General features: G+C 63.2%; 19 protein-coding genes, 1 tRNA gene and 5 pseudogenes. 10 read left to right on the top strand and 15 right to left on the bottom strand.

Annotation, left to right across the window (positions count from 1 at the left end):
* Positions 1-12: 12 nt before the first annotated feature.
* A complete protein-coding gene (gene tkt / locus ACP2YO_RS42930) occupies positions 13-2,058 on the top strand; it encodes a transketolase (RefSeq protein ID WP_426437207.1) in 2,046 nt (681 codons plus the stop codon).
* On the opposite strand, the gene ACP2YO_RS42925 is transcribed toward tkt, so the two are convergent.
* Complete coding sequence (locus ACP2YO_RS42925; RefSeq protein WP_426437206.1) at positions 2,055-2,243, bottom strand: hypothetical protein; 189 nt, start codon at positions 2,241-2,243, stop codon at positions 2,055-2,057. The two genes, tkt and ACP2YO_RS42925, sit on opposite strands and share 4 nt — an antisense overlap.
* 99 nt (positions 2,244-2,342) lie before the next feature.
* On the opposite strand from ACP2YO_RS42925, the gene ACP2YO_RS42920 reads away from it, so the two are divergent.
* Together ACP2YO_RS42920 and ACP2YO_RS42915 are read left to right on the top strand one after the other, a co-directional pair.
* Positions 2,343-2,786: a DUF1810 domain-containing protein gene (locus tag ACP2YO_RS42920; RefSeq protein ID WP_426437205.1), complete on the top strand. Its 444-nt coding sequence runs from the start codon at positions 2,343-2,345 to the stop codon at positions 2,784-2,786.
* An 80-nt stretch (positions 2,787-2,866) separates the two neighbouring features.
* Positions 2,867-3,661, top strand: coding sequence for an EcsC family protein (locus ACP2YO_RS42915; RefSeq protein ID WP_426437204.1), 795 nt, complete (start codon positions 2,867-2,869; stop codon positions 3,659-3,661).
* Positions 3,662-3,745: 84 nt separating this feature from the next.
* On the opposite strand, the pseudogene ACP2YO_RS42910 reads toward ACP2YO_RS42915, so the two are convergent.
* The 3 pseudogenes from ACP2YO_RS42910 to ACP2YO_RS42900 all read right to left on the bottom strand — a co-directional run.
* A pseudogene (locus ACP2YO_RS42910) lies at positions 3,746-4,316 on the bottom strand (SDR family NAD(P)-dependent oxidoreductase); the annotation flags it as partial.
* 286 nt (positions 4,317-4,602) lie between these two features.
* Positions 4,603-5,040 (bottom strand): annotated as a pseudogene (locus ACP2YO_RS42905) ((2Fe-2S)-binding protein); the annotation flags it as partial.
* A pseudogene (locus ACP2YO_RS42900) lies at positions 5,040-6,095 on the bottom strand (DMT family transporter). The pseudogenes ACP2YO_RS42905 and ACP2YO_RS42900, both read right to left, overlap by 1 nt.
* A gap of 188 nt (positions 6,096-6,283) precedes the next feature.
* Here ACP2YO_RS42900 and ACP2YO_RS42895 point away from each other — a divergent pair.
* On the top strand, positions 6,284-7,345 hold the full coding sequence (locus ACP2YO_RS42895) for a Cj0069 family protein (protein WP_426437203.1): 1,062 nt from the start codon (positions 6,284-6,286) through the stop codon (positions 7,343-7,345).
* 8 nt (positions 7,346-7,353) lie between these two features.
* Here the strand turns inward: ACP2YO_RS42895 and ACP2YO_RS42890 are convergent, their stop codons facing one another.
* The 7 genes and pseudogenes from ACP2YO_RS42890 to ACP2YO_RS42860 form a co-directional block, all read right to left on the bottom strand.
* Positions 7,354-7,743: a copper-binding protein gene (locus ACP2YO_RS42890; protein WP_426437202.1), complete on the bottom strand. Its 390-nt coding sequence runs from the start codon at positions 7,741-7,743 to the stop codon at positions 7,354-7,356.
* A gap of 234 nt (positions 7,744-7,977) precedes the next feature.
* On the bottom strand, positions 7,978-8,574 hold the full coding sequence (locus ACP2YO_RS42885) for a superoxide dismutase (RefSeq protein ID WP_426443461.1): 597 nt from the start codon (positions 8,572-8,574) through the stop codon (positions 7,978-7,980).
* Positions 8,575-8,743: 169 nt separating this feature from the next.
* Complete coding sequence (locus tag ACP2YO_RS42880) at positions 8,744-9,688, bottom strand: DUF1259 domain-containing protein (RefSeq protein ID WP_426437201.1); 945 nt, start codon at positions 9,686-9,688, stop codon at positions 8,744-8,746.
* Between the two features lie 64 nt (positions 9,689-9,752).
* Entirely contained in the window at positions 9,753-10,040 is a 288-nt protein-coding gene (locus tag ACP2YO_RS42875; protein WP_426437200.1) for a hypothetical protein, read from the bottom strand.
* 5 nt (positions 10,041-10,045) lie between these two features.
* A complete protein-coding gene (locus ACP2YO_RS42870) occupies positions 10,046-10,288 on the bottom strand; it encodes a PepSY domain-containing protein (protein ID WP_426437199.1) in 243 nt (80 codons plus the stop codon).
* A 59-nt stretch (positions 10,289-10,347) separates the two neighbouring features.
* A pseudogene (chrA, locus tag ACP2YO_RS42865) lies at positions 10,348-11,734 on the bottom strand (chromate efflux transporter).
* Positions 11,731-12,549, bottom strand: a complete 819-nt coding sequence (locus tag ACP2YO_RS42860) for a chromate resistance protein ChrB domain-containing protein (RefSeq protein WP_426443460.1) — start codon at positions 12,547-12,549, stop codon at positions 11,731-11,733. Before ACP2YO_RS42860 ends, chrA begins: the two are co-directional and overlap by 4 nt.
* Positions 12,550-13,049: 500 nt before the next feature.
* Between ACP2YO_RS42860 and ACP2YO_RS42855 the strand changes: the two genes are divergently transcribed.
* The 6 genes and pseudogenes from ACP2YO_RS42855 (at position 13,050) to ACP2YO_RS42830 (ending at position 20,131) form a co-directional block, all read left to right on the top strand.
* A complete protein-coding gene (locus ACP2YO_RS42855) occupies positions 13,050-16,259 on the top strand; it encodes an efflux RND transporter permease subunit (RefSeq protein WP_426437198.1) in 3,210 nt (1,069 codons plus the stop codon).
* Positions 16,260-16,294: 35 nt separating this feature from the next.
* Entirely contained in the window at positions 16,295-17,530 is a 1,236-nt protein-coding gene (locus ACP2YO_RS42850) for an efflux RND transporter periplasmic adaptor subunit (RefSeq protein ID WP_426437197.1), read from the top strand.
* 563 nt (positions 17,531-18,093) lie between these two features.
* Positions 18,094-18,185: transfer RNA gene (locus ACP2YO_RS42845), tRNA-Ser, on the top strand.
* A gap of 423 nt (positions 18,186-18,608) precedes the next feature.
* Positions 18,609-18,740, top strand: a pseudogene (locus ACP2YO_RS42840) (DUF6538 domain-containing protein); the annotation flags it as partial.
* 232 nt (positions 18,741-18,972) lie between these two features.
* Entirely contained in the window at positions 18,973-19,902 is a 930-nt protein-coding gene (locus tag ACP2YO_RS42835; protein WP_426437196.1) for a hypothetical protein, read from the top strand.
* Between the two features lie 19 nt (positions 19,903-19,921).
* Complete coding sequence (locus ACP2YO_RS42830; protein ID WP_426437195.1) at positions 19,922-20,131, top strand: hypothetical protein; 210 nt, start codon at positions 19,922-19,924, stop codon at positions 20,129-20,131.
* Between the two features lie 211 nt (positions 20,132-20,342).
* Here the strand turns inward: ACP2YO_RS42830 and ACP2YO_RS42825 are convergent, their stop codons facing one another.
* Genes ACP2YO_RS42825 through ACP2YO_RS42810 form a run of 4 tightly spaced genes read right to left on the bottom strand, consistent with a single transcriptional unit; the run spans position 20,343 to position 23,461 of the window.
* On the bottom strand, positions 20,343-21,455 hold the full coding sequence (locus tag ACP2YO_RS42825) for an AAA family ATPase (protein ID WP_426437194.1): 1,113 nt from the start codon (positions 21,453-21,455) through the stop codon (positions 20,343-20,345).
* Complete coding sequence (locus ACP2YO_RS42820) at positions 21,431-22,252, bottom strand: hypothetical protein (protein WP_426437193.1); 822 nt, start codon at positions 22,250-22,252, stop codon at positions 21,431-21,433. The genes ACP2YO_RS42825 and ACP2YO_RS42820 overlap by 25 nt, the downstream gene beginning before the upstream one ends.
* Positions 22,242-23,066 carry a metallophosphoesterase gene (locus tag ACP2YO_RS42815; RefSeq protein ID WP_426437192.1) on the bottom strand — a complete coding sequence of 275 codons (825 nt, stop codon included), beginning with the start codon at positions 23,064-23,066 and terminating at the stop codon, positions 22,242-22,244. The genes ACP2YO_RS42820 and ACP2YO_RS42815 overlap by 11 nt, the downstream gene beginning before the upstream one ends.
* Entirely contained in the window at positions 23,003-23,461 is a 459-nt protein-coding gene (locus tag ACP2YO_RS42810) for a hypothetical protein (protein WP_426437191.1), read from the bottom strand. Before ACP2YO_RS42810 ends, ACP2YO_RS42815 begins: the two co-directional genes overlap by 64 nt.
* Positions 23,462-23,581: the final 120 nt, after the last annotated feature.

The following is a 23,581-nucleotide window of genomic DNA, read 5'->3' as shown; positions in this document are numbered from 1 at the left end:
CGGGAGCCTGACATGGTCGATGCAACGCCGGCTCCTGCCGTCGAAACGGTACCAAAGCCCCGGGATCAGAACCTTCGCGACCTGGCGGACTGCATCCGCTTCCTGTCCATGGACGCCGTCCAGCACGCCAAAAGCGGCCATCCAGGTGCGCCGATGGGCATGGCGGACATCGCGACCGTCCTTTTCAGGGACTTCATGCAATTCGACGCGGCCGATCCGCATTGGTTCGACCGGGACAGGTTCGTCCTATCGAACGGCCACGCGTCAATGCTCCTCTACAGCCTCCTCTACCTGACCGGTTACGAGGACATGACCTTGGACCAGTTGAAGCGTTTCCGGCAGATCGACAGCAAGACGGCCGGTCACCCTGAATACAAGCACGCAGACGGTATCGAAACGACGACGGGTCCCCTTGGCCAGGGCATCGCCAATTCGGTAGGCTTCGCGCTCGCAGAGCGCATTCTGAACGCGAAGTTCGGAAACGATCTCTGCAACCATTTCACCTACGTATTCATGGGCGACGGTTGCCTGATGGAGGGCGTCAGCGAGGAGGCGATCTCGATGGCGGGTCACTACAAGCTCGGCCACCTGATCGCCTTCTGGGACAACAATTCGATCACGATCGACGGCCCTACCCGACTTGCGGTCTCCGACAGCGAAATCCAGCGCTTCCGGGCCTCCGGCTGGCATGTGCAGGAGATCAACGGGCACGACACCGATGCAATCCGCGATGCCATCACCTCCGCGCGCGCCGTAACTGACCAGCCGTCTCTGATCGCCTGCAGGACAATCATTGGCTTCGGTTTCCCGACCAAGGCCGGCACGGAGAAGGCTCACAGCGACGCGCCGGGTGAAGACGAAATCGCCGGCGCGCGTAAGATCCTCGGCTGGGATTCGCCAGCGTTCGTGATCCCCGAGCCGCTGCTGCGGCAATGGCGTGAGATCGGCGCGAAAGGCCGGAAGGCCCGCACGGCCTGGGCGGACCGGACCAAGGAGTCCCCTGCCGACCTGCGTTCAGAGTTCGAGCGCCGCAACGACGGCGAGTTGCCGGCCGACTGGCAGAAGGCCATCGCCGCTGCCCGCGCGGAATTCATTGCCAGCGGCAAGGAAGTGGCGACGCGGGCCGCCAGCGGCGCCGTGCTCAACCATTTGACCGCGGCGATTCCGGAACTGCTTGGAGGGTCGGCCGATCTGACGACGTCCAACAACACCAAAGCCAAGGGCATGGTCGAGATCAAGCCGGGCGAATACGGTGGCTCCTACATGCACTACGGCGTTCGGGAGCACGGCATGGCGGCGGCGATGAACGGTATCGCGCTGCATGGTGGCCTGATCCCCTACGGGGGCACCTTCCTCTGCTTCTCGGACTACTGCCGCCCCTCGATCCGCCTGGCGGCCATGATGCAGGTGCGGACGATATTCGTGATGACGCATGATTCCATCGGCCTCGGCGAAGACGGGCCAACCCATCAACCCGTCGAACAGCTCGCGGCGCTGCGGGCTATCCCCCATCTTGCTGTCTACCGGCCGGGCGATCCGATCGAGACCGCCGAGTGCTGGGAGGCGATCCTGAGCACGCCTCGCCAGGCCGCCCTGCTCGCCCTGTCCAGGCAGCCGATGCCTCTGCTCCGACGCGAGCCCGGCACCGAGAACAGGTCGGCCAGAGGCGGGTACGTGCTGCAAGAAGCGGAACGCGGCGAGCGCAGGCTCACCATCTTGAGCACCGGCTCGGAGCTCCACCTCGCGGTCCAGGCACGCGAAATCCTCCAGAAGCAAGGCGTACCGACGGCCGTCGTCTCCATGCCGTGCAGGCTTCTGTTCGAACAGCAAGACGCCGCCTACAGGAAGGCCGTGCTCGGCTCGACCCGCGCCCGCGTCGCGGTCGAAGCCGCCGTTGAGCTGGGATGGGAGCGCTACATCGGCCTCGAAGGTCGTTTTGTCGGAATGCACTCCTTCGGGGCATCCGGAAAGATCGCGGACGTCTACAAGAAGTTCGACATCAATGCGGAAGCGGTGGTGCGTGCCGCGCGGGAGACGCTTGCGGAAGCCATCGCCTAGGCAGGAAGATCGTGTGTCGAATGGGAGCTGGCGTCGTAAATCCGGATCTGAAGCATCGGAAAACGCCGCTTCAATTCGATCGCGCCGAGCTCAGCACCTTCCTTGGTGCTGAATTCGGTCTTCACTCGTCCGTCGATCTCGATGGCGAAACCTGTTTTGGGCAATTCGGTCGTTCTACCAGGCATTCGAAACCCGTCATCATTGGCGTCAAATCGCGCATCTGGTTACGGTGAGTCCGGCCCTGGCCACAAGGCCGGTCTGACGGTTGTGGAAAGCGCAGCCACGTGAGCGATCCGTTCGATCTCCGCCGTTTCGTGAACGCCCAGGAGCCGGTCTATCGACGGGTCGTCGAGGAGCTGTCGCACGGCCGCAAGCGGACGCATTGGATGTGGTTCGTCTTTCCCCAGATCACCGGCCTCGGTTCGAGCGCCATGGCGCAACGCTTTGCGATCGGCTCGCGTGCAGAAGCGGTCTCTTATCTGGAGCACGCAGTGTTGGGGCCTCGTCTGCTCGAGTGCACCCGGCTCGTCCTGGCGGCAAGCGAGAAGACGATCACCGATATTTTGGGTTCGCCGGACGACATGAAATTCCGGTCATGCATGACGCTATTCGATGCCGTCTCGCAGCATGAAATATTCGCCGAAGCGATCGGGGCCTTCTATCCCGATGGCAAGGATCCAGCGACTCTTGGAATTCTCAGGTCTGAGCACCCGGGCAAGGCCGGTTGAGCGGGAACCCAACGGACCCGCGGTCGTTTTCAAAATGGCTTCATGGGACCGCTCGATTGTCGTTGCACGAGACAGCAGAATTGACCTGCAACGATCGCGAGGCGTTGCGAAACGCCGTCAAAGCGCTCGAACATCCCAGCCTCGCCGGCAGGTTGACCAATCTTGTCGGCAAGCCTGTCGAACTGATCGGCTACGCCTTGCCCTCCGTCGCCTCCCAAGCGATCGCGTCCGCGACTTCGAAAGGGCTGGAGGCCGCGCTCAAGGTTGCGCTGCGCACGCTCCCGTCGTCATCTTCTACGCATTCCCAGCCGCTGCACCGAGCGCTCGCGAGCGCGTCGGGCGCTGCGGGCGGGATGTTCGGACTAGCGGCGCTTCCGGTCGAACTGCCGGTCTCGACCGTCATTATGCTGCGCTCGATCGCCGACATCGCACGGAGCGAAGGCGAAGACCTGACGGATCCGGAGACGGCCCTCGCCTGCGTCGAAGTTTTCGCCCTGGGCGGGCGGACCGGGTCGTCCGACGCTTCGGAGAGCGGATACTTCGCCGTCAGGAGCGTGCTCGCCAAGACGGTCTCGGAAGCCGCAAGGTTCATCGCCGAACGCGGCGTCGTCAGGGAAGGCGCTCCCATCCTACTCAAGTTCGTGGCGCAGGTCGCCTCGCGCTTCGGCCTCGTCGTCACACAGAAGGCCGCGGCTCAGGCCCTTCCCGTTGTCGGGGCGCTGGGCGGCGCCGCCGTCAACTACGCGTTCATGGAGCATTTCCAGGAGATAGCGCGCGGCCATTTCACAGTGCGCCGGCTTGAGCGCCTTTATGGCAAGGAAGCGATACGCTCCGAATACGATGTCATTTCCGCTCAAGAGAAGAATGCCAGCTAAGCGTCAGTTCCTACCTTCAGCCTCGATGCTGAAAGGTTAACAGTTGTGCGCTTATCACAAACGCTTGGACGACCTGGGCAACAAGTGGCTCTGGTCTAAGACGGGACCGATGATGACGGATCCGGGTTTCAGGTGCGGCAGCGCGGCCTTGATGATCCAGAACGGCGCATAGATGTTGGTCTTGATCGTCGCGTCGAAATCCTCGGACGAGATGTCCAGTATCGAATCGTGGGCCTGCTACCGACCCGCGTTGCTGGCGAGGATGTCGCCGAGTCCTTCGACGGCGCGAGCAACGAGGTTCCGGCAGAACGTCTCGTCACGCAGGTCGCCGGGTATGGCGACCGCCACCCGGCCTTCGGCCTTGATCAGGTCGACGACTTCCTTGGCGTCCGGCTCCTGGGTCGGGAAGTAGTTGACGGCGACGTCGGCGCCCTCGCGCGCATACGCGATGGCCGCCGCGCGGCCTATGCCGGAATCGCCACCGGTGATCAGTGCCTTCCGGCCGGCCAGCCGGCCCGAACCCTTGTAGCTGGTTTCCCCCGTGGTCCGGACGCGGATCCATCTTGCTGGCGAGGCCGGGCCAGGGTTGCGATTGCTTGTTGTACGGCGGCTTGGGGTATTTGTCGGCAGGGTTCCGCAATTTTTCCGTGGCCATGGTTTCGTTTCCTTGCGCGATCGTGGGGGCGACCGAAGCCACCAGCCCGGCGCCGGCTCCTCCGACGACGTGACGGCGGGTGAAAGTGGGCTGTTCGCTCTTGGACATTCGAATTCTCCGAAATCGAACGCGACAACCGGCCGTCGATCCGTTCCTGCGCGAAGGTGCGGCCCTTCACACGCTCGGACGGAGAAGGTCCGTAACGTTGCAGCGCGAATTGGCCCGGAGCCGGCGCCGGCGTGTGGCGATGCAACCTTCTCCGCAGCGCCGCGTTTCCAACTCCGACCTGTTTGACCGCGGCGACGATGTTCGGGTAGGCGGCGCATCGGCAGATGTTGCCGCTCATGTATTCGCGGATATCGTCGTCGGTGGCAGCGCGGCCTTCCTTGACGCAGGCGACCGCCGAGACGATCTGCCCCGGCGTGCAGTAGCCGCACTGGAAGGCGTCCTGATCGATGAACGCCTGCTGCATCGGGTGCAGATCGCCGCCCTTGGAAAGGCCTTCGATGGTGACGATCGGCTGATCCTGCGCGGCAAGCGCCAGCGTCAGGCACGACAGCACGCGGCGGTCCCCGACCATGACGGTGCAGGCGCCGCATTGCCCGGGATCGCAACCTTTCTTGCTTCCCGTGAGACCGATGTGCTCGCGGAGCGCATCGAGCAGCGTGGTCCGGCATCGATGTGGCAAAACCTGCCCTGAGTGTTTGCCTGAAAAACCGCAGATTACGAATGACCGTGTCGATGGTGGAGATCGGGATAGTGGACGTGTTTATGGCGCATCGGCTCGTGGCGATGCCATGTGAATGCGGTTCGGTCTCGGCGCCCTCGTGACCATGACGATGATGCCCGTCATGCACGTGGCTATGTTCGTGCTCCATGGCCTCATGCGCATGTTCGTGGTCGTGCCGCTCCGCAAGATGCAGCCACAGACCGAAGGCCATCAGCAGCCCCGCCGCGACGAGTTGCAAGGTGACCGGCTCGTTCAGCAGCGGCAAGGCCACGATCGCGCCGATGAAGGGAGCCAGCGAGAAATACGTCCCCGTTCGCGCGCTTCCGAGGTGACGCAGCGCAAGGATGAACAGCACCAGGCTCACGCCGACGCCAAGAAATCCAACGATGGCAGAGGCGCCCCCCACCTCGATGGACGGCAGCCTTGCGCCACGCGGCAGAGCCAGCGTCAAGTTCACGCCCCCGGAGGCGAGCCCCTTGATAAGCGCGATCTGGACGGGGTCGGCGGACGACAGCTTCCGGGTAAGGTTGTTGTCGATACCCCATGCGATGCAGGCTGCCGCGATCAGAACGCTGCCGCTATCGCTCCGGACACCCTGTCCCTGCCAGGACAAAACGACGGCTCCGGCGAGAATCGACAAAGCACCGGCCAGCAGCCGCCGATCGACGTTCTCGCGGAACGCGACCCAGGCGATACTCATCGTAGCCAGTCCCTCGAGGTTGAGCAGCAGCGATCCTGAAGATGCCGAGGTGCGCGCGAGACCGAGCATCAGCAAGAGCGGTCCGGCGACACCTCCGAACAGGATCACGGCCGCCAGCCACGGCGCATCCGTCCTTCGCAGCGGAGCTTCGGGGGCCGCGATTCCGAGCGCCGCACGTCCGGCATGGACGAGAGCGAGACCGACGCCCGCGCCGAGATACAAAAGTCCTGCCGAGCGAGCCAAGCAACAGCTTGGCGAACGGTGCCGACGCGCCGAACAGCAGGGCCGACGTCAATGCCAACGGAACGCCGGGCCAAAGGTGCGCGCGCGAATGTTCATGCTCAGACATGCTTACAGTCTATCAGAGGCCGGGTTCTTTGTGCGCCGACTTGGAGGGCCTTTCAGCGACATATCGGCGGTATCTTGCGTCCGATCTCGGATCGGACTAGCGTTCCACGCACGGGGAAAAAAGCAGACTCCCCGCGAGACGTCAGTCCAAGCTCTGCGCATCGCCCGACATATCGAGGGAGCTTGCGCATGGACCCCACGCGACCGACATTTTCTCATTCCACGATCGCCATCCTGTCGCGCGGCGACGCAGCGGCGCGCCGGGACGCGACCCCGCAGAACAGCCGTTTCATCCGGGTCTTCGAGGCGCTCGAGGCCGTCGGCATCGAGGCACGTCCCGTCGTCTACGACGAAGCCTTCGCCGACGCGGTCCGCGACGAACTGCTGGCGGCGGACGGCGTACTCGTCTGGGTAGATCCGATTCATCAGGGCAAGACACGTGAGGCGCTGGATTCCCTGCTGCGCGAGGTCGCGGCGCAAGGCCCGTGGGTGAGCGCGCATCCAGACGTCATTCTGAAGATGGGCGTCAAGGAAGTGCTCCACCGGACGCGCCACCTGGGCTGGGGCGCCGATACGCATCGATACGACAGCATGGTCGCGCTGCGCTCCGAATTCCCGTCGCGTCTCCGTGCGGCCGGCCCGAGGGTCCTCAAACAAAACCGCGGGAACGCAGGCCAGGGCGTCTGGAAGGTGGAAGCCTTGCCGAATATGGTCTCGATGGTGCGGGTGCTTCATGCGCAACGGGGCAGCCGACCCGAGGAGATGCCGCTCGAGGCCTTCATCGCCCGATGCGAGACCTATTTCGGATGGGGCGGCTGCATCATCGACCAGGCGTTTCAACCCCGCCTGCCTGAAGGAATGATCCGCTGCTACATGAGCGGATCCAGGGTGGCAGGCTTCGGGCAACAACTGATCAAGGCCCTGATCCCGCCTCGACCCGAAGGCGCGGAGTCTCCGGAGGCGCAGCCAGGTGCAAGGAACATGCATGGACCGGACGCCCCTGCGTTCAAGTCGCTGAGAAGGTCGATGGAGGAGGAGTGGACCCCGCAGTTGATGGAAACGCTTCGCATCGACGAGGGATCTCTCCCCGTCATCTGGGACGCCGACTTGCTCTACGGTCCGCGGGATGCGTCCGGCGCCGACACCTACGTCCTCTGCGAAATCAACGCGAGTTCATGCTTCGCGATCCCCGACGAGGCCCCGGCGGCGATGGCGCGAACGGTTAGGCGGCGCCTCGGCGGCCAAACGTAGCCAAGCCATCACTGCTCGCTGAGCTTCGTGATCGTCATGGCTCCATTCATCTCGGAGGCGGCAAACATGACCTCATCTCCGGGCCGCACTGCATCGAACAGCAGCCCATCTTGCACCTTGAACTCTTCGGGCGCGCTGTAGGAGGTCACCCCGCTTGCGTCGGCGTGCATTTCGCGAACCGAAATGATTCCGATTATCCCGTCCACCTTGACGACGACTCCCCTCAGGGTTCGTTCAGCCAAAGCCTGCGAGCTGATCACGGTGATCAACATGGCGCTTGCCAAAATAATGCGTGCAAGCCTTTGCGGGGCGGACCAATTTTGGCGGCGAAGCAAGTCATGAACGCGCCGAGCGGCCCCGAACTTATGTGAGAGGTCCAACGGATCACTTCCGATCATGCGCAATCTCCTCGAGTTATCAGGCGCGCAGGACTGCGCTTTTTCCTTCCCCGCGCCCGCGTGGGCAGCGTTCGCACCTCCCCAAAGCAGTCATTGGAGAAGTCCGATCACTACTTGAGTTTTTGACCTCCCATCCCGGCGCCATCGATGGAATGCGTCATGCAATTGCATGCCACCCTGAACTGATGGAAATCGCCGGAATAGCTACGTCGCAAGCCGCCCTGGCGCATCACCCTAGGCTTCGCGGCTGTACTGGTCGTACAGTTTAGCGGCGTTGTCCCATCTGATCGCTTCCATGTAGATGTCGACATAGCGCGCGGCCGCCGCGCCATAGTCCATGTGATAGGCGTGCTCGTACATGTCGAGCACCAGCACCGGGCGGCCGCCGGCGAGCGTCGTCGTGTGATCGGCGGCCCACTGGTTGACGAGCCGCTTGTCGCGCGGCGAGTAGGCAAGGATTACCCAACCCGAGCCGCCGCCTTCTGCCTTGCCCATGGCGGAGAATTCTGCGCGCCACCGCTCCATGGTGCCGAAATCGCGCACGATGGCCTCGATCAGCGGCCCCCTCGCGTCGCCGCCGCCGCCAAGCCCATCGAAATAGATTTCATGCAGGATCATCGAGTTCGCGGCGATCAACTCCTCGCGCTTCAGGCCGTTGACGACGAAGTTGGGCGCCTTGACGAAGTCGAGCTCGGCGAGCTGCGTTCCGATCGCGTTGAGCCGTTTCACGGCACCGACATAGTTGTTGTCGTAGTGGCTGACGAGCACCTTCTCCGAGATGCCGGCGATGGATTTGGGATCGAACGGCATCGGTTTGGGCTGATATGCCATCGGCTTGGCTCCTGTCTGTTGATTGGCTTGCGCAAGCGCTGGCGTCGCCGCAAGCATGGCGGTCGATGCGGCCGCGGCACCCACGCCCCTGATGAAGTTTCGGCGTTCGGTATTCATGGTCATTGGATTCTCCTGCTTGTATGTCGCGCCCCAGCGCCCTTATTGAATCTCAGATCTTCGTGCTCGCCGTCTTGTCGAGCGCCGCGCGCAGTCCCCTGGCCAGCTTGATCGCGTCGTCGTTCGCCCAGAAGTGCATGAAGAAGAGGCGCGGCTGTTCGTCCAGCATGTGGCTGTGGAGCGCGGTAACCTCGACGCCGTGCGTCCGGAATGCCATGATCACAGGGTTGACCTCGTCGCCGGTGAGGACGAAGTCGCCGGTGATGGCAGCCTTGCCGCCACCGGTCGGCTGGAAGTTGATGCCGATGGCGACGCCCATCGGCCCGACCGGACTCAACTGCATGCCGTCTTCGGTAACGGGATCGCGGCGCGGCACGTTGAACTGGTACACGCCGCCGTTGACCTGGCCTTTGACGCCGATGATCTGGTCGAGTTGCGCCGTATCCAGATCGACAGCGGGCGGCGGATTGGCGGGCGCCGGTAGCGCCCCCGGCGTTTTGCTCGCGGCCAACCCTTCGCGAATCGCGGTGGCGAGCTTCACGGGATCGCCGTGGCCGGCGATGTGCATGTAGAAGGTCTCGGGGCTGGCGCGCAGCAGATGGTTGTGAACGGCGGTGATCTGGAGTCCGTCGGCGATCATCTTGGTCATCACCGGATTGACCTCGGTCTCCAGCAGTACCAGATCGCCCATGACCATCGCGCCGCCATGCATCGGCTTGAACACGACCCAGCCGCCGAGTGCCAGCGCGGGCTTGATGGTCACGCCGTCGAGGGTCACTGTGAGATCGGTCCGCGGAAAGCCGTAGCGATGCACGTCGCCGGTGATGGCCGGCTTCCTGCCCAGGGTTTCATCGACCTTCTGCCAATCGACATCCTGGGCGCGGGCGGTCGAGACGAATGGCTCGGCGAACACCTGCCAATCGATCTGCTGAGCGTTTGCGTCGAAGGCGAACAAACAGGCGCCGATGCCGAGCAACGCCGGGATTGTATGTCGCATTGTTCTGCTCCTTGAACTTGATTTCGGGATTGCGGCGCGTCCGAAGCTATAAAAGCGCGCTTCGCTATTGTTTCGAGAGCCCGATGATGGTCCTGAAGCCGGAGATGTTTTGCACCGAGAGCTCGACCGGGTCACCAAAGCGAACCGAATTGAAGATCAAGCAATCCTGCACTTTGAACTCCTCCGTCTTGTCCGGAGACAGCCGAATCTTGATCGTGTCGTTTCCCTGATCGACGCTGTCGACAACGCCACGCAACGTCTCGGTCGCGGGCGGGTGGACGGCGGCGCCTTTAGACATTGCGAAGCCTGGTAGCAGAACGGCTGCTAACGTGATCGCTGTTGATCTCATCATGTTGGTCACTCCGTCGGCTTCCGCTCTTTGATCTGGCCGCTGCTGTCGACAACGAGCCGCACTTCCTTTCCGTTCTTCATCGCCTTGACGGTCGTGCCCTCGGCGGTCGACTTGATGTCGCTGACTTGCGAGTAGCCGGCCGCCTGAATCTTGGCGACGAGTTCCTCCTGAGTCAGGGCATGTGCGGGGGACAGCCCGCCGCCAATCGCCAGCAAGAGAGCTGCGTAAAAGATTGTCCGTGTTCGCATGTTCGTTCTCCTGGTGATGTCCCTGCCCGATGTGAAGTCCGTTCGGTGGCAGCGCTCCCTCAGATGACGCCCGCCAGACGCATCACGATGCCGGTGACGCATGAAGCGGCGAGGACGACGAGCATCCCTAAGTTAAAGCCGAAGATCGCCGTAGCCGCGGTGATAGAGAGAGCGACCGCCGGCAAGTCGATGCTGCTCAGCACAGGCGCGTCAAATGACAGACCGAACCCGTGAAGCGGAGAGGTCTGCCGGAAAAGCGTGTGCAGCGCGAACCAGATCGATAGATTGAGGATCACGCCCACGACGGCCGCGGTGATGGCCGACAGCGCGCCGGCGAGTGCCTTGTTGCCCCGCAGCGCCTCGATGTAGGGTGCCCCGGCAAAGATCCAGAGGAAGCAGGGCGTGAAGGTCACCCACGTCGCCAACAACCCGCCGAGCGTGCCGGCCAGCATCGGCGACAACCCGGTCGCCTCGCGGAACGCGGCCATGAAGCCCACGAACTGGACCACCATGATGAGGGGCCCGGGCGTGGTCTCCGCCATGCCGAGACCGTCGAGCATCTCCCGCGGATTGACCCAGTGATAGTATTCGGCGGCCTGCTGGGCGACGTAAGCCAGCACGGCGTAGGCCCCGCCGAACCATCGCCATCTTGCTGAAGAAGATCGCGATCTGGCTGAACACGTCATTCGGCCCCAAGGCAACGAGAAGCACGAAGACGGGGACAAGCCAGAGCGCAAGCCAGGTGGCACCGACCCGAAGGGTGCGTGAGGTGTTCGGCCGGACGTGGTCCGGCACCGCGTCGCCCAGCATGGTGTCGATCGCCGCCGAGCTCTTTCCGACGTGCTCGATCGCCGCGAATTCCGGCCTGCCCAGCCGAGCACCCGCGAAGCCGATGACGCCGGCGGCGACGATGATCAGCGGGAACGGCGCCCCGAAGAAGAAGATCGCCACGAAGGCGACCGCCGCTATGCCGATCATGATCGGATTGCGCAACGCACGTTTGCCGACCCGAACCACCGCCTGGATCACGATGGCGAGGACCGCCGCTTTCAGGCCGTAGAACAAGGCTTCGACGAAACCTACGTTGCCATAGGCCGCGTAGATGTAGCTGAGCCCCATGATGGCGAAGATGCCGGGCAGGATGAACAGTCCTCCCGCCACGATGCCGCCGCGGGTCCGGTGCAGCAGCCAGCCGATGTAGGTCGCAAGTTGCTGGGCCTCGGGCCCCGGCAGCAGCATGCAGTAGTTGAGGGCGTGCAGGAAACGCCCCTCGGAGATCCAGTTCTTCTCCTCGACCAGGATGCGGTGCATCACCGCGATCTGGCCGGCGGGGCCGCCCAAGCTTAGAATGGCCACCCGGATCCAGACGAGAAGCGCCTCGTTGAAGGAGATGCCGTGGGTCGGCTCCTGCGCGCCGACCTTATCGGTTGCGGCAACGTCGGTCATGGCTTCACCTTGTTGGTCGGCCAGTTGTGCGTCTCCTTGGTCGCGTCGCGGCACCACCGGTAGAACGCGTCGCAAAGGAGAAGGCCGGCATTCAACTGTTCGAGGTCGTCGTCGAACATGCGCGAGAGGCCGAGCGAGGCCGCGAGCAATCCGGGGGCCTCCGGACTGAGCTCGGGCCGTCCCGTGTCGGCGGCCCGCACCATCGTCGCAAGCCGCTCAAGCGCCGGCGCCGAGAGGCCGAACTCCTTGATCGTCACGTCGAAGGCGCAGAGTTCGCCGCGATGGCTCCAGAACACGTTCTCGATATCGAACGGCGTCGCCTCGAAACGCTCGGCCACGGCCTCGACTTCCGAGGGCGTCACGAACAGGAAGGCGGCGGCGGGATCGACGAAACGGCGGATCAGCCACGGACACGCGATGCGGTCGATCTTCGGCCGTGATCGCGTCACCCAGACGGTGCGGCCGCGTCCATCGCGCTTGGGAATCTTGTCGGCTGGGACGGTGGGAAGTTCCGCCTGCCTCCAGCCGACGTGACCGCCCTCAAGGACTTCCGCCGCGATATTGCCATGACGCAGCCTGGCGGCCGTGCCTTCGCTCAGCTTCTGTCCCTTGTGGCAGATGACGACGAGGGACTGCCCGGAGAAGCCGGAGGCCCAGTCCTGGACATCGCGATGCGAACGCCGCAAGGCGCCCGGAATCAGACGGGGATCCGCGGCGAAATCTTCGTCGATGCGGACATCGACGAGCACCGGCGCGTTCGCCGTGCCGATGAGACGGGAAAGTTTGTCGGATGAAATCGAGGTGTATGATGACATGCTGCGCCCTTGGTGAACCAGGACGCGATTCTTGGGCATGTCGCCTCGCGGGGAGATCGCTTTCCCCGTGTCGCGAATAAAAACCCTGGTTGGCCGTTATGTCAACCGGCAGCGCCGCACGCTATGCCGGGCGGCGATCACGAACAGTTTCAGCGTCGGCGCCGCAACTCATCCCTGATGCAGTCCGCACGCGATTGGCCGTCAGATAATACACCAGGCCGTATCGAGCGTATCACAAAACGGTGCGCCAAGTCCTCGACACCTTCCGCGAGGGGTCTCGCTGAACTATGTCGTCGGTTGTCGGGGCCTGCAGACCCCCGGCATTCCAAGACGGCTCGCCGTTCAAGTTCTGCTCGTCACTCGAGGTCATTGGAGCTCGAGGGTTGAGCTGTGGACTGAAATATGAGTCGAATTTCTACGAAATGTCCCCCTAGTTTCCGTTGGTGCCGTCGAGGCGCACTCGGTCGTCCGGGCGCGGCAGAGGCCGCCGAGGTATCTCGATGAGCTTGGTGTCGCTCGCATTGCGGCGCCCGATCTCGCTTTTGACGATGGTCGTAGCCGTTGCATTGATCGGTTTTCTGGCGGTCGATCGCATGTCTCGGGACATCTTCCCGGATCTCGGGGTGCCAACCATCTACGTCGCGCAGCCTTATGGTGGCCTTGATCCGGCGCAGATGGAAGGGTTCATCACCAACTATTACGAATACCATTTCCTCTACATTACCGGCATCGAGCATGTCGAAAGCAAATCGATCCAAGGCGTTGCGCTGATCAAGCTGCAATTCCATCCCGGCACCGACATGGCCCAGGCGCTGGCCGAGACCGTGAGCTACGTGGACCGCGCGCGCGCCTTCATGCCGGCCGGGACCGTCCCGCCGTTCGTGGTCCGGTTCGATGCTGGCGGCGTGCCGGTCGGCGACCTCGTCTTCTCCAGCAAGACGAAGACAGTCGCCGAGCTTCAGGACGCGGCGCTCTTCAAGGTGCGCCCGTTGTTCGCGACCTTGCCAGGCGTGTCGGCGCCGCCGCCCTTCGGCTCGAGCCAGCGCACCATCCTCGTCCGCGTAGATCCCGGCAAGCTGCGTTCCTACAACATGTCGCCGGACGAGGTGGTGCAGGCGTTGGCTGCCGGCAACACAGTCAGCCCATCGGGTAACGTCCGCATCGGCGACCTCTTGCCGATGGTGCCCGTCAACTCCGTCGTCGGGGATTTCAAGGGACTAAACAACATTCCCATCCGCTCGCAGGGAACCAAGACCATCTTCATCCGCGACGTCGGATCGGTCGAAGACGGCGCCGACATCCAGACCGGGTACGCGCTGGTGAATGGACGCCGCACGGTCTACATCCCCGTCACCAAACGAGCGGACGCCTCGACACTCGCGGTCGTCCAAGCCGTCAAAGCCAACCTGCCACGCTTCCAATCCGTATTGCCTGATGATGTCCAGGTCAGTTACCAGTTCGACCAGTCCCCCTATGTGACGGGCGCCATCGAGGGCCTGTTCGTCGAAGGCGCTCTCGGCGCGGTGCTCACAGGCCTCATGGTGCTGCTGTTTCTGCGAGATTGGCGCAGTTCGCTGGTCGTGGTCTTGAACATTCCCCTCGCGATCCTCGCGTCGGTGACGGCGCTCTGGGTATCAGGTCAGACCATCAACATCATGACCTTGGGCGGGCTGGCCCTGGCTGTCGGCATCCTGGTCGACGAGGCGACAGTCACCATCGAGAACATCCGCACCCATCTTGCTGATGGCCGCACCCTTGCCCGTGCCGCGAGCGAGGCCACGGCCGAGACGACGGTGCCCCGGTTCGTCGCCATGCTCTGCATTCTGGCGGTGTTCATTCCCGCCTTCGTTATGACCGGCGCCGCGCGCAACCTGTTCGTACCGCTGGCCTTGGCGGTCGGGTTTTCGATGGTGGGATCGTATCTGCTTTCCAGTACCTTCGTTCCGGTACTGTCGGTCTGGATGCTGCGCAATCCGAGCGCGCACCACACGCCCCAAGAGACGTTTTTCGACCGGCTGCGTGCCAGGTACGAACGGTTCGCACGCTCCGTCATGAAACGGCGGCGCATCGTCGTACTTTCCTATCTCGTCATCAGCGGCGCAATCATTGTCCTGGTCGGCAGCACTCTCGGGACCGAGATTTTTCCAGTCGTGGATACCGGCCAGCTCCAATTGCATCTGCGGGCTCCGGCGGGAACGCGCATCGAGCGCACCGAGCACATCGCGCTACAGACACTCGACGTGATCAAGCGCGAGGTGGGTCCGAATAACGTGGAAATCAGCCTTGGTTTTGTCGGCACGCAGCCGCCCAATTACCCCATCAACACCATTTATCTCTGGAGTTCCGGCTCCGAGGAAGCGGTGCTGCAGGTACAGCTCAAGCGAAGCGCCGCAATCCGCATCGAGGATTTGAAGGAGCGGCTGCGTCAGAAATTGCCCCAGGAACTGCCGGATGTGCGCTTCTCGTTCGAGCCAAGTGACATCGTCAGCCGGGTCATGAGCTTCGGCGCGCCGACACCGATCGAAGTGGCCGTGAGCGGGCCGAACCTCGCCGATAGCCGCCGGTACGCCGACAAGCTCAAAGCGAAATTGGCACAGGTGCCGACGCTGCGAGACCTGGGATTCGAGCAGGAACTCGATTACCCGACCGTAAAGGTCGCAGTGGACCGCGAGCGAGCGGGTGTTCTGGGGGTGACGGCTGATGATGTGGCGAAATCGGTCGTCGCTGGCACGTCATCCAGCCGCTACACCTCCGCGAATTATTGGCCCGACCCCAAGAGCGGCATTGGTTATCAGGTGCAGGTCGAGATTCCCGAGCACCAGATGAATTCCCTCGAGGATCTAAAGAACCTCCCCATCGCTCGCCGGTCGGGTCAACAGATCGACCTCCGCAATGTGGCCGGCGTTGCCGACGGCACGGCGCTCGGCGAATATGACCGCTACAACATGCAGCGCATGCTGACGCTCAGCGCGAACATCTCCGGCGAGGATGTGGGACACGCGGCAGCCCAGGTGCGGCAGGCGATCAGCGATGTGGGAAAACCGCCCGATCGCGTCAACGTGACGGTGCGCGGGCAAGTCCAGCCGATGGAGGAGATGTTCAGGGGCCTCGGTCTCGGGCTCCTGATGGCGGTGGGTGTCATTCTTCTATTGCTGACCGCCAATTTCCAGTCGTTCCGGCTTTCCCTGGCGGTCGGGTTGACGATTCCCGCCGTCATTGCCGGGGTCGTACTCATGCTTTGGCTCACCCGGACCACGCTCAACATTCAATCCTTCATGGGCGCGATCATGGCGATCGGTGTGGCCGTGGCAAACGCCATCCTGCTCGTGACTTTCGCCGAGCGCAGCCGGGTCGAGGGCCGCGAACCCTGGGAGGCAGCCATCGAGGGCGCACGCAGCCGTCTGCGTCCGATCCTGATGACCAGTTTCGCGATGCTGGCCGGCATGGTGCCGATGGCGCTGGGCCTCGGCGAGGGCGGAGAGCAAACCGCGCCGCTCGGGCGCGCGGTGATCGGCGGTCTGCTCGGCGCAACGTGCGCCACGCTGATCATCCTGCCGGCGATCGTGGCCACGCTGCAGTCGCGGCATGCCCGGATTTCCGCGTCGCTCGATCCTGACGACCCGCACAGCCGCTATTTCGAGGCGGAGCAGCGGCTCGCGACTGATCGTGGCGACGGAGGCGCCCAATACCATGCTCGGGCGGCCGAATAGCCGAACAGCCAGAACGGATTGAAAGGCGGAACACAATGAACTTCACGGGTCGAACGGGCATAAAGGCCTTGGTGGTCGTGGTCGCCGTCGGTGCGGGGAGCATCGTTGCCGAGCGGCACCTGGCGGCATCGCCGGCGCCCGTGAATTCCACGAAGGCGGATAACCCTCCGCGGGTCGAGGTGGTGCGTCCGCGCCGCGTCACGGTGGCCCAGCGTCTCGAAATCAACGCCAGCCTCGAAGCCTTCGAAGAAGCGGATATCTTCGCCAACGTCTCCGGATACCTGTCCGATGTTCGTGTCGACATCGGCGATCACGTGAAGGCGGGTCAAGTGCTCGCGGTGATCGACGTCCCCGAAATGCAGCAGCAGCTTGCCGAGGCAGAGGCCCAGCTCGAGTCCAGGAAAAGTTCGCTGGAGGGCGCGCGCCGCCAAATAGACCACAACAAGGCGAACCTGGCGCTTATGAACGCGTTGGCGAAAGACCGGGACCAGCTCGGCGAGGGACGGAATTTCATCAGCGACCGGACACTCGATCAGGTGCACGCCAACGCGGACATCGCCAAGGCGGATCTCGGCGTTGCGGAAGCGAACCGCGCCCTGGCGGCCAACCAGGTCGACGTCGCGGCCGCGACGGTGGAGAAGGTCAAGACGCTGCTCGGCTATACGCGGATCGTGGCGCCTTTCGACGGCGTGGTGGCGCAGCGCCTGGTGAACCGGGGTGATCTGGTCCAGGCCCCCACGGCCTCGCGCACGACCCCGTCCGCAGGGTCACTTTTCAAGGTGCAGCGGATCGACACGATCCGGGTGTTCTGCGACGTTCCGGAGAACGACGTGCCTCACCTTCACGTCGGCGATCCGGCCGTCGTCAAGCCGGCCGGCTTCGAGGGTCAGCCGTTCATCGGCAAGGTAACCCGCTTCTCCCTGCGTCTCGATCCCGAGACCCGCAATATGCGGACCGAGATCGATCTGTCGAACCCGAAAGAGCGGCTTTATCCGGGCACGTATGCAGAGGTCTCGCTGGAAATGAACCGGCGTCCCGATGCGCTTACCGTACCCGCCTCCGCCGTAGGTTCGGATGGCGACGGCAGTTTCGTGTACACCATCATTGAGAATCGGATCACACGGCTTGCAGTCAAGATTGGTCTCACCGACGGCGGACGCACCGAGGTCTCTGTGGGCTTGTCGGAGGAGACACCGGTGGTGGCAAGCAGTAAGGGCGCGCCCCCGGAGAGAACGGCGGTTCAGCCGCAGTTCGTCCGCGAGACCTCTTAATCAAGGATATGACGCCGGACAACGCGCATTATGGTCGGCCCCCCTACCGAAGAGTGTCAATCACCGCCGGAGACCGTTCCACCGGTCGTTTGTCCAATGCCTCGCCTCGGCGCCATGTCATCGAGGGCCTTCTGGCTGAAGCCCGCTCCGGCTGCGCCACGGCTCGAATACCACGCCGCTCCGGCTGCTTCCACGTCACCGGCCTCATTCGGCCGGACCCAGCGACCGGCGGGCAGGTCGCCCGGACTTGGCGGAATGAGATCGGTCGAACGAACCTGACCGGATTGCCTTGGAGACGCGCGAAAAGGCCGGAAAGCGCTCGGTTCGGGTCGAGATCGGTCGGAAAACGAGTCCTTCGGACCCTCCGGCGGTGGTACACAGCGGTGGTCACAAAACGCAACCGGACTTTTCGCGAAGGCCTCATTTTACGGGGTTTCCGGAGAAAAATGCGATGGGGGAAGGGAATCCCACTCTCTCCGCCACTGGCCGGCAATGGCTACCGGTCCCCGGTAACTTCGCAGCGTCCGTTGAACTTAATTCGTGCGGTTTTGCACGTTTGGCCCGCGCCTTACGGTAACAGACCTGAGCAATTTCAACGATCCTGACCAGACTACGAATCTGAGGGTCGGACGTTCGAATCGTTCCGGGCGCGCCATCTAACACTCTGGCCGGCCAAGCAATTTCGGGATGCGTCTACGGTAGCCCAGACTAAAATTCCAGCTTAGTCTGGGGATTTTCGGATGATGACTTGACGCCATGACCAATCGTCTGCGCGTCCAATTCAGCAGGTTTGCATTTCCTCGGCTTCATCGCTGAAGAGATCCAACGCGCGAATTGTTTAGGCTGGCGGCTGGCGGCGATCCAACTCGCATCGCTTCCATTACCGCACGTCCTTGGTCAGCGGTCGGCCCGTAGTGCCGTTGGTATAGTTGGTGTAAGAAGCGATCTCGCCACGAGCACAATGGGGGTTCGAATCCCCCCCTCTCCGCCACCGCCTCGAAAACAGCCCTAAAATAGCGGACCTTTTGAAACATAAGGGTTTTTCGGACGACCGTCGGTACACAAAGTCGGTACACAGATGGTCCAAGCGCTCGGCACTCCGAAGCGGCATCCGGAAAGCGGAATCTACCTGTTCAGGAAGCGCGTTCCTGAACGGCTGAAGCCGTCCGTTGGCAAGAGCGAGATCAAGTTCTCGCTTCGAACCCGCGACCCCGTCATCGCACGGATACGCAATCTCGAAGAGGCGGCGCGGCTCGAGCGCGCGTGGTCGGGGATCGACGCCGCGATAGTGGACGCTCACGGACAGGTCCGCGAGCGTTTCGAATACGAGGCCGCGGTCGGACCGGCGTGCGCCGCCGCGGCGGAGCCGACTTGCGCGGCGGCGAGATCGTCGCCCGTCGGACCGTCACCCGAACGCGGCCGGCGGCCCGCCCAGGATTCCGATGCAAGCGCCGACGCCGCTGCGGCCGATCTTCGAATCCTATGCGAAAGAAGCCCAACTCGCGCCCTCGACGGTCAAGCGCTGGTCGCCGGTCGTCGACCGCCTGATCGCCCACCTGGGCCACGACGACGCGGCGGCGATAGCCCGCACCGACATCGTTACCTGGAAGGACGCGCTCCTCGACGGCAGCATTTCGAACATCACGGTCCGCGACGTCTACGTGGCGGCGATCAAGGCGACGCTGCAGTTCGCGGTCGACCAGGGGCGTCTCGCCGAAAACCCGGCCGCCGGGGTCAAGGTGCGCGTGCGCGAAGCGTTGCAGGAGCGCGACAAGGGCTTCGACGGCAAGGAGGCCGAGACCATTCTGTCGGCGACGCTGCGCAAGCCCTCCGACAAAATCAGCGTCGAGATGGCAGCGGCCCGCCGGTGGGTGCCCTGGATCTGCGCCTACACCGGGGCGCGCGTCAACGAGATCACGCCGCTGACCGGGCGGGACTTCGTCCGGCGCGACGGCATCTGGATGATCCGCGTCCGCGCGGAGAACAACAAGACGCGTAAGTTCCGCGAGGTGCCGCTCCACACCCATCTGATCGAGCAGGGATTGCTTGACTACGTGAAGTCCCGTGGCGCGCGGGCGCTGTTCTACGACCCACGCCGCAGCCGAGGCGGTAAGGATTCGAATCCGCACTACAAGAAGGTGGGCGAACGCTTGGCCGAGTGGGTCCGCTCGCTGGGTCTCGACGAGCGCGTCGCTCCGAACCACGGTTGGCGCCACCGCTTCTCCTCGCTCGCTCGCTTCCTGGCGATGCCCGAGGACGTTCGCAATATCATCCAGGGCCACTCCGGTGTGAAGGTTGCCGATCGCTACGGGGAGACGTGGCCCCTGGTCGCGCTCCGCGAGATCGAGAAACTGCCGCGGTATCCGGTCTGACGCAGATGGAGACGGTGCGATGACCGGCAAGACCTCGACCATGTCGTTCACGCCAGGCGGGGAAGTCGTCACGCGCGGAGTGACCCTTTGTCGTGCGCTCGTGGTGGCACTCGCGTACGGCGGCGCCTCCAGTCCGTGCTCGTTGATCGGGAATTTGGCTTCGTTCGCCGCTTCGAGATTGGCCGCCGGTTGCCGGCCGGGAAGACCTTTCGCCGGATTCTGTCAGTGACAGTCCCGCGATCCGCCGATCCCGCGGCCAACATGGATCGCGCGATGGAGCAGTTCGAGCCGGCTCTGCGCAATGACGCCATGGGTGCTGGAACTCCAGGTTGCGTTTTGATTAGTAGAGAGCTAGACTATTTAATGCCATCACATGTTCTTGATTTGTTCACTGTGAGTCAGGCTGCCAAGGTCGCCGGTCTTACCGTCGCGATGGTGAACTACCTTGGGCGTGTGGGGATATGCGCCGCCTCGTGGACACACAAACGCCAGCGTAGCTCCTCCGGTCGGTCGTCCTCTTCGACCAGTGCGTTCCGTAGATCGCCGAACGTAAGGGTACGGCCGCCGTCCTGGCGCGCCGCGCGCCGCGCGTCTTTGACCGCTCGCTCGACGTCTGCGCCGGTCATACCGGCCGCGAGCTCAGCGACGTCCATAATATTCTCGCCGACTAGATCTGCGCCCAGCCGCACGCGAAACATCTTTTCCAGTTCGGGGATGTCCGGGAGGCCGATCTGTACGACGCGCTCCAGGCGACCTGCACGCAGAAGGGCCGGATCGCAACGTCGTATGTCGTTGCTTGCGCCCATGATCACGACGCCCTCTCGGCCTGCGATTCCGTCGATTTCCGCAAGGAGCGCATTTACGACTTCGATGACGTAGTCGCGATGCGAATGGGTGACTCCGGCCCGCTCCGGAAAACTGTCGATCTCGTCGATGAAGAGGCAGGATGGAGCTTGTGCGCGCGCGGCTTCGAAGTCCTGACGCATCGCGCGCAAAAGGTGACCGAGATGAGCCTCGCCGCTTGACTGCCACTTGGCCAATGTAGCGCTAATGAAGTTGAGGCCAGCGGAAGCCGCGAAAACGGAGGCGAAGGTCGTCTTTCCGCAGCCTGCCGGGCCATTGAGCGCAACTCCGGCCGCAACGGCGCTCCAGGGGATCTCGCCACGTTTCCAGGCGTCGATATCCGAGATTGTCGCTTCCGCCCAGGCGCGTGCTTCGCCGAGGCCGTGGAGCTGCGAAAGCGTGAGATCCCGCGACTTTTTGCTTGATTCTTTCGCCGCTCCCAGCCGGCGCAGCTCCGATACGCATTCGAGCGGCGTGCGGTCGAAGCGCACCGCGATCTCAAGGTCGGCAAGGGTCGTTCGCGCAACCGTCTCGCTTGCAATCGCTTCGCGGCAGGTCTTTCCGGTGACGATCCGGATTGTGCGCAGGACTGTCGCAGCGTCGAGCGCCGGAAAATCGATGCGATCCGTCGCGGCGGCGTTCACCGCCTGCGGAAGATGAGTCCGAGCCAGCGGAGAAATGGCGATCACCGGAAGCGCGAACGCCAGCATCGAGAGCGCTGTCTTCTCGATCGATGACTTGCCCTTAGGAGGTGTGCTTCAGCGACCAGATATACGGCATCCAGATCCTTACGACGTGCAACGGGATCTTGGGCGAGGTCCATGAAGGACGCCGTACTTTCAAAGAGGACGCTTCGCCAGATCATTGCGACGTGATCGAGCATCTGGACGTCTGCGACGTCGATGAGAACCACGGGAGCGCCGTTTCGCAGCGATTCCAGCAGAGCGGGCCGTCGATCGAACGAGCGCGCCAGCATGAGGCTTGCGGCAACCGCACCTGCGTTTGGAGGATGGATGTCGTCGCCGGATGTGCGCCGCGAGCGAGCTTTGGGATCTTCATCGTCGAAATCCGTGACGGGATGTCGAGATGCCGAATGCCCGCTCTTTTGCTTAGAGCGCGTCGGCGCCTTGCCCGTTCGCATCGCTTTCTCGATCGCGATGCGGGCCGCTTTTTCTGCTTGGTTTATCGCGCGCTCACGATCTCGCTCAGCCGCGACCTCGGCGTCGCGCCGTCGGAAGCGCGACGATGCGAGCCAGCATTCCCGGTAGGTCTTGAGCTCCAAGGGACCCATGGCGACAGAGGACACTTCATCGGCGGTGGCGATGTGCCGGCGAGGGCCATCGATGATCTGGCCGCCGGTCGCCGGGTGCTCGGGCATGGTCGCAGGAAATTTAGAAACGGAAGTCATGTCTCGCCCTTTTTCACTCGGATTGGAACCAGCGTGTTGTTTCGGATGGCTCGCCTTCAAGGCAACGCCAGCGCTGCCCATCGGAACATCAATCGACATTTGGGACCTCGACGACGAAGCAGGGGTCAAAGCGCACGCCTTCGCCGCGATAACCGCGGGGATTCGAAATGAAGCGCGTGCGGCCGCGATGAAAATCCATCGGCCGGTGCGTATGCCCCGTGACTACGAGATCTGCCTGCGTTGCGAACGGCACCTCGGACGCGTATGCGGCCGCGAGGAGGGACCGCTCGTTCGCCGGGTCGAGCGCCTCTCGAATCATTCCGTGATGGGCCAGCAACATGGTCGGACCATCGTGCTGTCGAGACAATTCGGTTTCGAAGAAGTTGCGTGAACGAACATGCAGAGACAGCGCTTCGTGCGGGCGGAACCGCTGCCAGGGGTTGCGATTCCAGCGGATCCGCTTGTGGTCGCGCATCTGGTCATAGGCGGCGCGCATCGCAGCCAGCCGCAGATGAGGCCCGAATAGGAGGTAGTCCGTCCAGAACGAAGCACCTATAATCCGGAGGCGTCCGAAGAAGGCCGTGTCGTTCTCCAGCAGGCTTACTTCGAGCTCATGGGCTCGTTTGCGGCCGGACTCCAGCTCCTCCTTGTATACGCGACCATAGAATTCGTGATTTCCCGCCACCATCGCGATGCCCACGTCTGGATATGCGGTCCGAAGCGATTCGATGGCGTTGACCAGGCCTTCGCAGGTGTCGCCGGCGACCACGACCAGCTTCGCGCCGTCCACGAGCGGCGGGAGATCTTCCGATCCAGGACCGAGGTGGAGGTCGGACATGACTTGTACGATCATGTCGAGCGACCGGCTTTGGCTTCGAGCGACGTCGTCTTCGTGAAATTGCGCACGAGCCAACTGGTGGCGATCCGGGCCTCTGCCCGGCCCGAGCTCGGACGGCGTCGCAACATGTGAGCCATCACCAGGCAAGCTGTCGTATCGTCCTCGGCGGCGCAGGCGAGAAGCGCGGTCATGACCAGGTCGTAGATTGCCGGGCTAGAGCTAACTGGGTTCAGACGAAGCGCCAACCCGACGGCGGCTCCCGCGTCGCCTGCGACTGCGGCATTCCACGTCGGCTCCTCGATGATTGCGACCACAGCAACGGCTTCGCGCAAGAGCTTTGCGACCGTGGCGTTGAAACGATCGGCACGCATATTGCGCCACCAGGAGAGTGGCGGCAGCGGCGTCGATTCCTTTCGGATCCGTCGATCATCGCTGACACGCCGGACAATGTTCATCGTCTTCGTCGTCATGTGTCTCTCGTTCGTTGGGCAATGCTTCGCCGTGCGCGCGGATGCCTCCGCGCGATCCGAAAGACCGCCGATTGTTTGGATGGTGTGGAGACGTCGGCTAGGCCGCCGCCCTCACAGTCT

Source organism: Bradyrhizobium genosp. P (genome assembly GCF_049949265.1).
Lineage (GTDB): Bacteria > Pseudomonadota > Alphaproteobacteria > Rhizobiales > Xanthobacteraceae > Bradyrhizobium.
Note: the sequence above shows the minus strand (reverse complement) of the source record. Positions and strands in the feature narration are given on the sequence as shown.

Excerpts from the sequence above, each read along its gene's own strand:
- tkt (WP_426437207.1), top strand. The coding sequence starts at position 13 with ATGGTCGATGCAACGCCGGCTCCTGCCGTCGAAACGGTACCAAAGCCC.
- ACP2YO_RS42925 (WP_426437206.1), bottom strand. The coding sequence starts at position 2,243 with ATGCCTGGTAGAACGACCGAATTGCCCAAAACAGGTTTCGCCATCGAG.
- ACP2YO_RS42895 (WP_426437203.1), top strand. The coding sequence starts at position 6,284 with ATGGACCCCACGCGACCGACATTTTCTCATTCCACGATCGCCATCCTG.
- ACP2YO_RS42890 (WP_426437202.1), bottom strand. The coding sequence starts at position 7,743 with ATGATCGGAAGTGATCCGTTGGACCTCTCACATAAGTTCGGGGCCGCT.
- ACP2YO_RS42885 (WP_426443461.1), bottom strand. The coding sequence starts at position 8,574 with ATGGCATATCAGCCCAAACCGATGCCGTTCGATCCCAAATCCATCGCC.
- ACP2YO_RS42880 (WP_426437201.1), bottom strand. The coding sequence starts at position 9,688 with ATGCGACATACAATCCCGGCGTTGCTCGGCATCGGCGCCTGTTTGTTC.
- ACP2YO_RS42875 (WP_426437200.1), bottom strand. The coding sequence starts at position 10,040 with ATGATGAGATCAACAGCGATCACGTTAGCAGCCGTTCTGCTACCAGGC.
- ACP2YO_RS42870 (WP_426437199.1), bottom strand. The coding sequence starts at position 10,288 with ATGCGAACACGGACAATCTTTTACGCAGCTCTCTTGCTGGCGATTGGC.
- ACP2YO_RS42860 (WP_426443460.1), bottom strand. The coding sequence starts at position 12,549 with ATGTCATCATACACCTCGATTTCATCCGACAAACTTTCCCGTCTCATC.
- ACP2YO_RS42855 (WP_426437198.1), top strand. The coding sequence starts at position 13,050 with ATGAGCTTGGTGTCGCTCGCATTGCGGCGCCCGATCTCGCTTTTGACG.
- ACP2YO_RS42850 (WP_426437197.1), top strand. The coding sequence starts at position 16,295 with ATGAACTTCACGGGTCGAACGGGCATAAAGGCCTTGGTGGTCGTGGTC.
- ACP2YO_RS42835 (WP_426437196.1), top strand. The coding sequence starts at position 18,973 with ATGCAAGCGCCGACGCCGCTGCGGCCGATCTTCGAATCCTATGCGAAA.
- ACP2YO_RS42830 (WP_426437195.1), top strand. The coding sequence starts at position 19,922 with ATGACCGGCAAGACCTCGACCATGTCGTTCACGCCAGGCGGGGAAGTC.
- ACP2YO_RS42825 (WP_426437194.1), bottom strand. The coding sequence starts at position 21,455 with ATGCTGGCGTTCGCGCTTCCGGTGATCGCCATTTCTCCGCTGGCTCGG.
- ACP2YO_RS42820 (WP_426437193.1), bottom strand. The coding sequence starts at position 22,252 with ATGTCGATTGATGTTCCGATGGGCAGCGCTGGCGTTGCCTTGAAGGCG.
- ACP2YO_RS42810 (WP_426437191.1), bottom strand. The coding sequence starts at position 23,461 with ATGACGACGAAGACGATGAACATTGTCCGGCGTGTCAGCGATGATCGA.